At 65.7% G+C, this 12,065-nt stretch carries 10 protein-coding genes; 3 read left to right on the top strand and 7 right to left on the bottom strand.

All coding sequences use genetic code 11. From position 1 onward, the window contains the following. Nucleotides 1-5 precede the first annotated feature (5 nt). Both AC4D2W_RS11020 and AC4D2W_RS11025 read left to right on the top strand, forming a co-directional pair. Nucleotides 6-1,406 (top strand): ABC transporter substrate-binding protein, encoded by a 1,401-nt coding sequence (locus AC4D2W_RS11020; RefSeq protein WP_490926951.1) that lies wholly within the window; start codon nt 6-8, stop codon nt 1,404-1,406. Between the two features lie 7 nt (nt 1,407-1,413). Next, nucleotides 1,414-2,205 carry a glycerophosphodiester phosphodiesterase gene (locus AC4D2W_RS11025; protein ID WP_490926952.1) on the top strand — a complete coding sequence of 264 codons (792 nt, stop codon included), beginning with the start codon at nt 1,414-1,416 and terminating at the stop codon, nt 2,203-2,205. 34 nt (nt 2,206-2,239) lie between these two features. Here AC4D2W_RS11025 and AC4D2W_RS11030 read toward each other — a convergent pair whose 3' ends face one another. From AC4D2W_RS11030 to AC4D2W_RS11040, 3 genes are all read right to left on the bottom strand, one after another. Beyond that, nucleotides 2,240-3,094, bottom strand: a complete 855-nt coding sequence (locus AC4D2W_RS11030; protein ID WP_490926953.1) for an NAD-dependent epimerase/dehydratase family protein — start codon at nt 3,092-3,094, stop codon at nt 2,240-2,242. A gap of 6 nt (nt 3,095-3,100) precedes the next feature. Then, nucleotides 3,101-3,802 carry a type 1 glutamine amidotransferase domain-containing protein gene (locus AC4D2W_RS11035; RefSeq protein ID WP_490926954.1) on the bottom strand — a complete coding sequence of 234 codons (702 nt, stop codon included), beginning with the start codon at nt 3,800-3,802 and terminating at the stop codon, nt 3,101-3,103. Nucleotides 3,803-3,878: 76 nt separating this feature from the next. After that, entirely contained in the window at nt 3,879-4,745 is an 867-nt protein-coding gene (locus tag AC4D2W_RS11040; RefSeq protein WP_490927425.1) for an aldo/keto reductase, read from the bottom strand. Nucleotides 4,746-4,892: 147 nt separating this feature from the next. Between AC4D2W_RS11040 and AC4D2W_RS11045 the strand changes: the two genes are divergently transcribed. Further along, on the top strand, nt 4,893-5,282 hold the full coding sequence (locus AC4D2W_RS11045; RefSeq protein ID WP_490926955.1) for a VOC family protein: 390 nt from the start codon (nt 4,893-4,895) through the stop codon (nt 5,280-5,282). A gap of 31 nt (nt 5,283-5,313) precedes the next feature. Here the strand turns inward: AC4D2W_RS11045 and AC4D2W_RS11050 are convergent, their stop codons facing one another. The 4 genes from AC4D2W_RS11050 to AC4D2W_RS11065 form a co-directional block, all read right to left on the bottom strand. Beyond that, nucleotides 5,314-6,279 carry an aldo/keto reductase gene (locus AC4D2W_RS11050; protein WP_490926956.1) on the bottom strand — a complete coding sequence of 322 codons (966 nt, stop codon included), beginning with the start codon at nt 6,277-6,279 and terminating at the stop codon, nt 5,314-5,316. Between the two features lie 79 nt (nt 6,280-6,358). After that, nucleotides 6,359-9,178, bottom strand: coding sequence for an FAD-binding and (Fe-S)-binding domain-containing protein (locus AC4D2W_RS11055; protein ID WP_490926957.1), 2,820 nt, complete (start codon nt 9,176-9,178; stop codon nt 6,359-6,361). A 94-nt stretch (nt 9,179-9,272) separates the two neighbouring features. Beyond that, nucleotides 9,273-10,019 (bottom strand): FadR/GntR family transcriptional regulator, encoded by a 747-nt coding sequence (locus AC4D2W_RS11060; RefSeq protein ID WP_490926958.1) that lies wholly within the window; start codon nt 10,017-10,019, stop codon nt 9,273-9,275. 165 nt (nt 10,020-10,184) lie between these two features. Beyond that, entirely contained in the window at nt 10,185-11,921 is a 1,737-nt protein-coding gene (locus AC4D2W_RS11065; RefSeq protein ID WP_490926959.1) for an L-lactate permease, read from the bottom strand. Between the last annotated feature and the right edge of the window lie 144 nt (nt 11,922-12,065).

Genomic DNA, 12,065 nt, shown 5'->3' on the forward strand with positions numbered 1-12,065 from the left:
AATCAATGCGAACCACACGTCGAGGGCGCTGCCTGCCAATGATGGCTGCCGGCGCCGCTGCACTGGCTCTGACGCTGTCCGCATGCGGCAGCAGCGGCGGTGACGCGGGAGCGGCAGGGGAAGCCCCGGCCGCCGACGCGCTGGAGAAGGCCGACGGCGTCACCGAGGTCAATTTCTGGCATTCGATGGACGGCACCAACGGTGAGACCCTGAACCAGCTGATCACCGACTTCAACACTGCCAATGAGGGCAAGATTGAGGTCAAAGGTGTTTTCCAGGGCGACTACGACACCACCATCACCAAGTACAAGGCCGCGGTTCAGTCCAACAGCACGCCCAGCATGGTGCAGATCTATGACATCGGCACCCAGTTCATGATCGATTCGGGCGCCGTGCTGCCCACACAGGCCTTTATTGACCGGGACGAATACGACGTCTCCGATCTGCAGCCCAACATCGCCGGCTACTACTCGATCGACGATGACCTCTGGTCAATGCCCTTCAACACGTCCATGCCCGTCCTGTATTACAACAAGACGCTGTTCGAGAAGGCGGGCCTGGATCCCGAGACGCCGCCGGCAACGCTGGATGCCATCACCGACGCTGCCAACAAGCTGTCCAAGACGAACGGCGGGCCCGCGGAATTCGGCTTCAATGCAGCCATCTACGGTTGGCTGCTGGAGCAGGAAGTCGCCGCCAACGGTGAGCTGTACTGCAGCCCGGACAACGGCCGCAGCGGTGAGCGGGTGGACGAGTACTCGTTCAACAACGACACCGCAGTGCAGTTTGCAAACTGGTGGAAGTCGCTGGTGGACACCGGAGTGGCAGGCAATACCGGCCGCGCCCTGCCCGACGCGCAGAACGCCTTCAAGAGCGGCACCATCGGCATCACGCTGGAATCCACCGGTGCGCTGCGGGGAATGCAGAAGGCAGCGGACGAGCAGGGATTTGAGCTCGGAGTCGGCTACTACCCGAAGATCAAGGAGAACGAGTCCGGGCCGATCATCGGCGGAGCTTCGCTGTGGGTTTCCGGTGACGGGCACTCCGACGCCGAGAAGGAAGCCACCTGGCAGTTCATGCAGTTCCTGGCCGAGCCGGCCAACCAGGCCACCTGGCACACCGGAACGGGATATTTCCCGATCTCCAAGAGCGCCCTGGACGACCCCAAGGACGTGGCCTGGCGTGAGCAGTACCCCCAGTTTGATGTGGCCGTGCAGCAGCTTGAGGACACCGAGCTGACCGCCGCCACCCAGGGCTGCTCCGCAGGCTCCATGCCCCAGGCACGGAAGGCCGCCGAAGATGCCCTGGAGGGAGCCCTGCTCGGCGGGGACAGCAAGACCGAGCTGACGGATTCAGTGAACGAACTCAAGGCCGAGGTTGAGAACTACAACAACTCGGTGAAGTAATTAACATATGAAAAACAGGGCACGTAGCGGAACGGCAGCTTCCAGCAGGCCATTGGTAGTTGGACATCGGGGGAACAGCGGATCAGCCCCTGAGAACACAGCTGTCGCCTTTGCCCGGGCCCGGGCATCCGGTGCCGACATGGTTGAGACCGATGTCCGCCTCAGCGCGGACGGAGAATTATTCCTCTTCCATGACGGCACCGGCGCCCGGACCACCAATATTGCGCAGGTTTTCCCGGACCGCGCCGATGATCCGATCACGTCCTTCACAGCGGCGGAACTCCGCCGGTTGGACGCCGGCGGCTATTTTGGCGAGGAGTTCAAGGGGGAGCCCATCGTTTTCCTCAACGAACTGCCCGACGCCGTCGGCTCCGGCCTGGGAGTCAACCTGGAGCTGAAAGCCCCGGCCGATTCCCCCGGGGTGGAAGCGGCCGTCGCTGCGGCGCTGGCCGGTCCCGAGTGGACCCGGCTGAGGGAACACCACCCGGTCACGGTGAGTTCATTCGATCCTGCCGCAGTGCGGACCTTCGCGGGGTTTTCTCCGCAGGTGCCGGCCTGGCAGCTGGTGGAGGAGGTTCCGGACGCGGACCTGCTGGCTGAAGGCGCCGGATATGCGCAGGGCATAGTGGCATCCCATGTGGGCCTGACGCCGGCCGGCGCAGCCGCCGTGCGGGCAGCGGGACTGGGCCTGTGGGTCTATACCGTGAATTCCCCCGCTGACATGGATGCCGTCCTGGCTTTGGGGGTGGACGCGGTGATTACCGATTTCCCTGACACCCTCATTGCCCGGCTGGCCTGACGGACCGGAGGCCAGCCGCTGAAATGCCGGCCGGTCAGGGGTGGCGGACGCCGGTTCCGGCGAGCACCGCGCGGTACCCTTCCCGGAACGTGGGATACGCAAACTCGAAGCCGGTGCCCCGCAGCCGCCGGTTGCTCAGCCTGCGGTTCCCGCCGCGGCTGCTGTCGGTCTCCTGCGGGGCCGGCAGTTCCCGGTCCAGCTCGGCGGCCAGGAACCTCAGCACCTCGGCGAGGTCAACGGGTTCGTCGTCAACGCCTACATAAAGCGGTTCCGGCCCCGGCACCTGTGTCATCAGATGCACAATGGCGGCCGCGGCGTCGTCGCGGTGAATCCGGTTGGTCAGCTGCGGGGAGGCGGGAACCGCGGCGGTGCCGGCCGTGACGGAATCAATCAGGCGGGTGCGTCCCGGCCCGTAGATTCCTGACAGCCGGAGCACCACGGCGTCCGGCCGCCGCGAATGCAGCAGTTCCTCGGCTTCGAGGATGACCGCGCCGGTTGCGGAGGCGGGCGCAGGCTCAGTTTCCTCGTCCACCTCCTGCCCGTCGGCGTCGCCGTACACCGCCGTGGAGGAAACAAACAGGATCCGGTGCGGATGCACGCCGTCGCGGTCCAGCGCGTCCAGGACATTCGCCGTGCCGTCCACATACGCGGCCCGGTAGGCCTCCTCGCTGCGCTGTCCGGCAGCCACCGCAATGACGACGACGTCGGTGTCCGCCGGAATGCGCGGCAACTCACCGCTGCGGCCGGTGAGGTCCGCGGCCTGTCCGGTCAGCGGGGCGGGGATGTTCTCGGGGGAGCGGCGCCATCCGAGCACGGGAAAGCCGGCCGCGGCGAACCGCAGGCCGGCTTCCGTGCCCAGATCGCCGCAGCCGGCAATCAGGACGGTCATGGTGCTTTACTCGCCCAGGGCGGAGAGCACGGCATTGGCCACGTCTTCGCTGGACTGCGGGTTCTGGCCGGAAATCAGGTTCCGGTCGCGGACCACAAAGCTGGTCCAGGCGGGGCCGGATTCCACGATGGCACCCTTGTTGCGCAGGACATCCTCGCAGAACCAGGGAGTGTTTTCCCCGGTGCCGCCATTGAGTTCCTCTTCATCCGTGAAGACGGTCAGCTTGCGGCCGGCAAAGACGAAGTCGCCGTTTTCGGTCTCGGCGCTCAGCAAACCTGCCGGGCCGTGACAGAACGGAGCGATGATCTTTCCGTCGTTGTCGGCTGCAATGAGAATCCGTCCCAGGTCCTTGTCGAAGGCCAGGTCCGCCATGGGGCCGTGCCCGCCCGGCATGACAACGGCGTCGTACTCCGTGATGTCCGCGTCGGCGAGCACCAGCGGCGAGGAGAGCTCGGCGTCGATGTAGGAGAGGTAGTTGGTGAAGGCGGTGGCCCGCTCTTCTCCGCCGGCCTGCGACGGATCCAGGCTGACCTTGTCCACGGTGGGCTTGGTGCCGTTGGGGGTGGCGATGCGCACGGTGTGCCCGGCCTCGCGCAGGACGCGGTGCGACTCAACGAGTTCCTCGGCCCAGAAGCCGGTGGGATGCTCGCTGCCGTCCTTCATCGTGAGGGAATCGGCTGCTGAAACGACCATGAGGATATTAGCCATGGATAAGTTCTCCTTTTAATTGCGAAAGGGTGGGGAAGTTTGGTGTCCGCGGGCGGACGGGGAGCTTGCCGCAGCGTTACTTGCTGGCGGCGTTGAGCTCTTCATAGGTTGCGTCATCCAGCACCAGATCAGCAGCAGCGAGGTTTTCCTCGAGGTGCTTGATGGAGCCGGTGCCCGGGATGGGCATCATGACGGGGGAGCGGCGCAGCAGCCAGGCCAGGGCCACCTGGGACTCTGTGGCGTTCAGTCGCTCGGCGGCTGCGGCTACGGGCCCGCCCGGCAGGGCCAGCTCGCCGGCGGAAATCGGAGCCCACGGAATGAAGCCGATGCCGTTGGCCTCGGCGTATTCCAGCACGTCTTCGGAGGAGCGGTCAGTGAGGTTGTAGCGGTTCTGCACGGTGGACACCGTGAAGTATTCGCTGGCAGCCTTCAGCTCTTCCACCGACACCTGGGACAGGCCCAGGGCCTTCACCTTGCCCTCCTGCTGCAGATCGCGCATCACGGCGAACTGGTCATTGGCCGGAACCGTGGGATCAATGCGGTGCAGCTGGAACAGGTCCAGGGAGTCCACCTTCAGGCGGCGCAGGCTCAGCTCCACCTGCTGGCGCAGGTATTCGGGACGGCCAAGCGGCACCCAGACATCGGGTCCGGTGCGGACAAAGCCGGCCTTGGTGGCAATACGCACGCCGTCGGGGTAGGGGTACAGCGCTTCAGCAATGATTTCTTCGCTGACGGTCGGGCCGTAGGAATCTGCGGTGTCAATGAAATCGACGCCCAGCTCGACGGCCCGGCGGACGACGTCGACGGCGGTGCCGCGGCTTTCGGGTTCGCCCCAGACGCCGGGGCCGACAATGCGCATGGCGCCGAAGCCCAGACGGCGGACCGTGCCCAGGTCCAACAGATCAATGGTCGGGGGGACGGGGGTTACGTTCTGCTCTGTCATATAGGCGGCAACGCGGGTGGGGCGGGGCTTATTCCGCAGCACCTCCTTCTTCCGTCCCTCGTTCCCTCCCTCATCTCGGCGGGGCCACGGACCGGAGCTGACCGCAAGGACATCCTTTGGGCCGGGAACGGCTTCTAGTGTCGAGGCATGGACTGGAAAATTGAGCTCGTGCCGGTACCGGTGTCCGACGTCGACGCCGCCAAAACCTTCTATGTGGACCAAGTGGGGTTCAACGCGGACTTCGACGAGCGGGTGAATCCAGAGCTGCGTTTCGTGCAGCTCACGCCGCCCGGGTCTGCCTGCTCCGTGGTGATTGGCCCGGGGACCACTGACATGGAGCCGGGAACCCAGCGCATCCAGGTGGTGGTCCCGAGTGCGGTCGATGCCCGGCAGCATTTGGTGGACCACGGGGTGGCAGCCAGCGAGATCACTCCGCTGGAGTGGGGAACGTTTGTCTACTTCAGTGATCCCGACGGCAACCAGTGGTCGCTTCAGGAGCTGCCCGAGCTTCCGCCCACGCTGCCCTCGGAGTCCTGACCGCAGTCGGTGCGGGCCGCAGGGGGTGTCTTCAGCTGATGTAGCCGAGCGCCGCTGCTTCCTGCCAAAAGACGTCGGGGACAGGTTCACGGTGGAGCTGGACGTTCTGCATCACCTGTTCGGCCGTGCGCATGCCCAGGACCACCGAAACCACCGCAGGTTCCCGGTAGGGGAAAGCCATGGCAACGGCCGGAAGAGTGGTTCCGTGTTTCTCGGCAAGGTCGGCCAGGGCATTGGCGCGGTCCAGCATGGCAACAGGGGCCGGCGCATAGTTGTACATGGCATCGGAAGCCGGGCGGGCCTTGGAAAGCAGGCCGGAATTGAACACGCCCACGTCCACGATGCCCACACCGCGCTCGCGGCAGGCCTCGATCAGACTGCGCGAATCGGACTGTTCCAGCAGGGTGTACCGGCCGGCCAGCATCACCAGGTCCAGATCCGCTTCCCGCACAAAGCGTTCGAGCATCGCGGACTGGTTCATGCCGGCACCGTAGGCCCCGATGACGCCCTGGTCCCGCAGTTCCGCAAGGGCGGGGACGGCACCGGAGATGGCTTCTTCCCAGTACTCGTCCGGGTCATGGATATACACCACGTCCAGCCGGTCGGTGCCCAGCCGGTCCAGGCTTTCCTCGATGGAACGAAGCACCCCGTCCCGGGAATAGTCATAGACCCTGGTCAGATCATCAGGCATGTCAAAGCCCTCCGGGTCCCGCCCCTGCGGCGCCGGGTTGGGACGCAGCAACCGACCCACTTTTGAGGAGAGCAGATAGCTGTCCCGCGGCTGGCCGGACAGTACGTCTCCGAGCCGGCGCTCCGCCGCTCCGAGACCGTAGTGCGGCGCGGTGTCGTAATACCGGATGCCGTGCTCCCAGGCAGCTTCCACTGCGGCGCGGGCCACGTCGTCGTAAACAGCGCGGTACAGATTGCCGATTGGTGCCGTACCAAAGCCGAGGGACCCCTCGCTGCGCAGCCGGTCCACTGTCTGGTTCTCATGCATGTGCGGTTCCTTCTTTCCGGTCATCCGTTCGGCGTTTCCCCGGGCCGCGGCCTCGTCATCCGGTCGCGGATGCCCGGACTTATCGAGTGGCCTCCGCCAGGTACTCCAGCACATGCCGGTACGTGTGGCCGGTCGCCTTGGACATGCCGATTTCACAGGTCCGGTTCACCGAGGCGTAGGCGGCGAACTCGCGTTCGTTGATTTCTGCTGCCTGGGTGTCCGTGGCCGAGGCCGTCAGCTCCGGATGCAGCAGCCCGCGGTCACCGGCGAAGGCGCAGCAGCCCCAGCTCGGCGGCACGAACACTTCATCCGCCGTGGCCCGGGCAATCACCTGCAGGGCGTCATTGGCGCCCAGCTGCGTGGAGGAGCAGGTGGGGTGCAGTGCCATGGACGGCAGTTTCCGGGTTACGGTCAGCTGCGGCAGGACTTCGTCCCGCACAAAGTCCACGGAGTCAATGAACTGCAGCCCGGGATAGTCCGGGCTCTCGCCGGCCAGCCGCTTCATGGTGTCCAGGCCCTCGGTGCAGGACGCGGCGTCGCAGATCACGGGCAGCGCGCCGCCGCCGGTGGCATTCCACAGGTTGGCCAGCACGCGTTCAGTCATTGCCGCATATCCCTTGGCGAAGCCCTTGGACTTCCACGGCGTGCCGCAGCACAGGTCCCCGATGCCCGAGGGAATGCGCACGCCGATGTTTGCCCGGCCGCACAGCTCCAGGAAGGCCGCTGAGACGCCTTCGCCGCCGCCGGCCGGGCCGAACATCGTGCCGATGCAGGCCGGGAAATAGACGGCAACGGCGTTGGGATCTTCCCGCGGCGTCCGCTCGGAGCCCCCGGCGGGCAGCACGGTTTCATAGGCGGGAACATTTTCGGTACCGGCCACGGCGCGGGCGACGGCGGTGGCCGCCTTGGGCAGCAGCGCCGGCATGGCGTTGGCCAGGCTGAGGGCCTTGCCGCCGGCCACGGTCACCGTTGACCAGTGTTCGGCGGCGGTCTTCCATCCGGTGTCGGCTACCGCGTTCGCGTTTTCCTTGCGCAGCCGGCGCACCAGGTCCCCGGTGTTGATGAGAACCGGGCAGGCCGTGACGCACATGCCGTCGGCTGCGCAGGTCTGGACGCCGTCATACTCGTAGTCCTTGCGCAGTTCCTTGGCCAGGGCGGCATCGCCGCGGGCCTCGGCGGCGGCAATCTCGCGGCGCAGCACAATGCGCTGGCGGGGCGTGGTGGTCAGATCCTTGCTGGGGCAAACGGGTTCGCAGTAACCGCACTCGACGCAGCGGTCCACCTCCGCCTCCACGGTGGGCGCCACCTTCAGATCCGCAATGTAGGACGCCGGATCATCGTTGATGATGACGCCGGGGTTGAGCAGGTTCGGCGGATCCACCAGTGCCTTCAGCTGGCACATCACCTCGTAGAGTTCGTCGCCGTACTGCCGGCGGACAAAAGGCGCCATGATTCGGCCGGTGCCGTGTTCGGCCTTCAGCGAGCCGCCGTTGCCGAGCACCAGGTCCACCATGTCCTCGGTGAATGCCTGGTAGCGGGCCAGCTCAACGGGGTCGTCGAAGCGCTCGTTGAGCATGAAGTGAATGTTGCCGTCCTTGGCGTGGCCAAAAATCACCGAGTCCTGGTAGCGGTGTTCGGTGAAGAGACGGGACAGTTCCGCACAGGTGGAAGCCAGGGTTGGCACGGGAACCACAATGTCTTCCAGGAGGGCATTGGTCCCGGAAGGGCGGGCGCCGGCAACCGTGGTGTACAGGCCCTTGCGCAGGTGCCACATGGCAGCGCGGTCCTTGGCATTGTCGGTCATCGCAAAGGGGACGGCCAGGGCGAGTGATTCAAAGAGGGCGCGGGATCCTTCGCGCTTCTCCGCCAGTTCCTCGGCCGTGCGCCCCTGGTGCTCCACGAGCAGGGCGGCGTGGGAAACGATGTCCAGTCCGCGCAGTTCCGGCGGGGCGGTGGGATCAGCAGCGGCCACACGCAGGGAGGTGGAATCCATCAGTTCAATGGTGGCAAGGCCGGACGCCACCAGCTCCGGAAGGGCGGTGGCGGCGCGGTCCAGCGAGTCGAAGAACATCAGGCCGGTGGCCACCTTGGGCAGGGCCGGCACGGTCCGGAACGTGGCTTCGGCCACGAAACCCAGGGTGCCTTCACTGCCCACCATCAGGTGGGACAGGATGTCCACCGGACTTTCGTAGTCCAGGAAAGCATTGAGCCCGTAGCCCATGGTGTTCTTCATGGAAAACAGCCGCTCAATGGTGGCTACGGACTGGGGGTTGGCAACGATGCGTCCGCGAAGCCGCAGCAGACCCTCAAACAGTTCGGGTTCCAGGGTGCGCAGTTTTGTTTCCGCGTCAGGGGCTGCGGTGTCAATCAGGGTTCCGGACGCGAGGATCAGCACCATGGAGTCGATGGTCTGGTACGTGTTGAATTCAGTGCCGCAGGCCATGCCGGACGAGTTGTTGGCTACCACGCCGCCAATGGTGCAGGCGATTTCGGAGGCGGGGTCGGGGCCGAGCTTCCGTCCGTGCGCGGCGAGCCGGGAGTTCACGGCGCGGACGGTGGCGCCGGGCTGCACACGGACCCGGGCACCGCCGTCGAGCACTTCGATGCCGCGGAAATGCTGGCGGGTGTTGATCAGGAGGCTGTCGCTCTGGCTTTGGCCGGACAGCGAAGTTCCACCGGAACGGAAGGTTGCCGGAATCCGCAGTTCTCTGCTCCGCCGCAGCAGGACGGCCACATCCTCGGCAGTGCGCGGGGTGGCCACCGCCTCGGGGATCAACAGGTAGTGGGAGGCATCGTGGGCCATTTTGCGCCGGTCGATGTCCCGGGTGCTGATGTTCTCGGTGCCGAGGTCAGCTACCGAGGCCGCTGAAGGGGCGGGGGCTTCCGTGTGAAGGCTCATTTTTTGTTCCAACCGATCCTGGGAGCCGCGGTGCTCCGCCTCTAAATGTAGGCCTGATCACGGCTGGGCGAAAGTTGGTCAGACCACATGTTGGCTATTTCTCCGCCGCGGAGCTGCCGATGTTCTCCGCGTCCGGGATCTGCGCGTAAAACCATTCGATGTGTTCGCGCAGCAGGCGGGCGGCGTCATCGCCCCGGCCGGAGGCAACGGCGTCATAAATCCCGTGGTGCTGGGCCTGCAGGTGTTTCATCACCGCGGGCCAGTCTTCCATGACGTCCACGGCGTTCTTCACGTACCCGCTGATGGCTCCGCTCAGGGAGGCCATCATGGTTTCAATGACTGCATTGCCGGCCATCGAGCTGAGCTGCACGTGGAACTGGGCGTCCAGGAGGTGGAAGGCCTCGCGCTCAATGTTCGGGGCATCCATTGCTTCCAGCAGTGCTGCGGCGCGTGCCAGGGCTTCCTCCGCGGAGTCCGACGGCGGGCGGGCTGCGGCAGCGGCGGCTGCCCAGGTTTCCAGCAGCACCCGGGTCTGGACAATGTCCGCCACCGGCAGCCGGCTGCTGGCCATGTGCAGGCGCAGGGCGGAGGAAAGCCCTGCAGACGGCTCGGAAATGATGATGGCTCCGGACTTGGGGCCGGATCCGGACGATGAGCGCAGTACTCCCATGGCGTCCAGGATGCGGATGCCTTCCCGGACCGAGGCCCGGGAAATGCCGTAGGTTTCGGCCAGCGTCCGCTCTCCGGGCAGCTGGTCGCCCAGTGAGATGACCCCGGAGCGGAGGTCTGCTTCGATGTTTTCCAGCAGCAGGTCATAGCTGCGGCGCGGTTGGTCTGTCACCGCTCCATCCTGCCATGTGCCGGCTGCCGGAGGCGGCAGATGCGGCGGCTATCCGCGACGCTGCCAAGCCCATGGACTGCGGTCGTCGTTTTGCGACAAACCCGATTAACGAAAATGCGGGGCCGGATAACTCCGGCCCCGCATTTTCATTGCCCGGCTGAACAGTTACGGCAGCATCCAGCCCAGGACCGGCGTGGACTGCAGGTACACCAGGGTGCACAGCACCAGCAGCAGGCCGACGCTCCAGCCCACGACCTTGCGCAGCAGCACCGATTCCTGGCCGTCCAGCTTCACGGCGGTGACGGCAATGGCGAGGTTCTGCGGGCTGATCAGCTTGCCCACCACGCCGCCGGTGGTGTTCGCGGCCACCAGCAGGTTCGGATCAATGCCCGCTTCAATGCCTGCCGTCTGCTGCAGCCGGGCAAAGAGTGCGTTGGCCGAGGTGTCCGAACCCGTGACGGCGGTGCCGATCCAGCCCAGCACGGGGGAGAGGAAGGCGAAGAACGCGCCGGTTCCGGCCAGCCAGGTTCCGATGGCCACGGTCTGCCCGGAGAAGTTCATGACGTAGGCCAGGGACAGTACGGAGAGGATGGTTGCGCCGGCCCAGCGCATGTTCCAGACCGTCCGGAAAATGTCTGCCACACCGTTGCCGACCGTCATCGCATACCGGCCGCCGTCGTCGTATTTGGCGTAAACCGCGCACACAATCAGTCCGGTAATCAGCAGCAGCGTGCCGGGGCTGGAGAGCCAGTTGAAGGTGTAGATGGTGGAGGACACGGGTTCACCGGCATCGCTGAGCAGGCGGTCGTGCAGCCAGAGCCAGGGGACCTTGATATCGGTGGAGGCGAGCAGCGAGGGGATGTCCGCACCCCATTTCCACAGCTTGGCGATGCCGAAAATCAGGATCACCAGGAAATAGGGGAAGAGGGCCAGCAGGGTGCGGGAGCGGGTCAGCGAGTCCCCGTCCTTTACTGCTGCGGTGCTGCGGCCGCGTGCCCCGGCAGAGCCGGCGTTGATGGAACCGGAACCGGCGGCTGCCAGGGCCGGCAGGCCCATGCGCTCGCGGGCGGACTCCAGGCCCTTGGGCTGCCAGAACTTCAGGAAGACGACGGCGGCACCCAGGCCGGCCAGCGCTGCCACAATGTCGGTGAGCTCGTAGGAGAAGAAGGTGGAGCACAGGACCTGGGCGAGGGCAAAGGCAACACCGGTAACGACGGCGGCGGGCCAGGTGTCCTTAACGCCGCGGCGGCCGTCGAGGATGAAGACCAGGATCAGCGGGACGAAGACCGCCAGCAGCGGTGCCTGGCGGCCGACCACCATGCCGATGTGCCCGGCATCCAGGCCGGTGAGGGAGGCGGCCGTGGTGATCGGAATGGCCATGGCGCCGAAGGCGACCGGAGCGGTGTTGGCTACCAGGACGGCTGCGGCTGCCTTGAGCGGCTTGATCCCCAGTGCCACGAGCATGGTGGCGGTGATGGCTACCGGTGCACCGAAGCCGGCCAGTGCTTCCAGCAGTCCGCCAAAGCAGAAGGCCACGAGGATGGCCTGCACCCGCACGTCCCCGCCCCCGATCACGTCGAACACCCGGCGCAGGTCCTCGAACCGGCCGCTGAGCACGGTGATCTGGTAAAGCCAGATGGCCATGATGACAATCCACAGCACCGGGAAGGCGCCGAACACAGCGCCCTGGGTGGCTGAGAGCACTGCCAGGCCCGCCGGCATCTGGAAGGCGAAGACAGCCACGGCAAGGGCGACCAGCAGGGCAATTGCGCCCGCGACGTGGGCCTTGACCTTCACATAGGCCAGAAGCACAAAGAAGGTCAGCAGCGGCACCACGGCCACCAGCGCCGAGACGGCAACACTGTTGAGCACTGGATCGGTGCTGGGTATGAACGACTCCACGGGGTCCTCCGCATAGGTTCGGACAAGAAGATGGTCAGACCACTGTGGTCTGACCAACACCGATACTAGCGCAAGTTCCTGGTTTCTGTGATGGTAGTCACCAGAACATCGGGGCTTGGACGTGACGTGCCCTACATGCTCTAC

It is taken from the genome of Arthrobacter sp. TJ-58, assembly GCF_058269295.1.

Excerpts from the sequence above, each read along its gene's own strand:
- AC4D2W_RS11020 (WP_490926951.1), top strand. The coding sequence starts at position 6 with ATGCGAACCACACGTCGAGGGCGCTGCCTGCCAATGATGGCTGCCGGC.
- AC4D2W_RS11025 (WP_490926952.1), top strand. The coding sequence starts at position 1,414 with ATGAAAAACAGGGCACGTAGCGGAACGGCAGCTTCCAGCAGGCCATTG.
- AC4D2W_RS11030 (WP_490926953.1), bottom strand. The coding sequence starts at position 3,094 with ATGACCGTCCTGATTGCCGGCTGCGGCGATCTGGGCACGGAAGCCGGC.
- AC4D2W_RS11035 (WP_490926954.1), bottom strand. The coding sequence starts at position 3,802 with ATGGCTAATATCCTCATGGTCGTTTCAGCAGCCGATTCCCTCACGATG.
- AC4D2W_RS11040 (WP_490927425.1), bottom strand. The coding sequence starts at position 4,745 with ATGACAGAGCAGAACGTAACCCCCGTCCCCCCGACCATTGATCTGTTG.
- AC4D2W_RS11045 (WP_490926955.1), top strand. The coding sequence starts at position 4,893 with ATGGACTGGAAAATTGAGCTCGTGCCGGTACCGGTGTCCGACGTCGAC.
- AC4D2W_RS11050 (WP_490926956.1), bottom strand. The coding sequence starts at position 6,279 with ATGCATGAGAACCAGACAGTGGACCGGCTGCGCAGCGAGGGGTCCCTC.
- AC4D2W_RS11055 (WP_490926957.1), bottom strand. The coding sequence starts at position 9,178 with ATGAGCCTTCACACGGAAGCCCCCGCCCCTTCAGCGGCCTCGGTAGCT.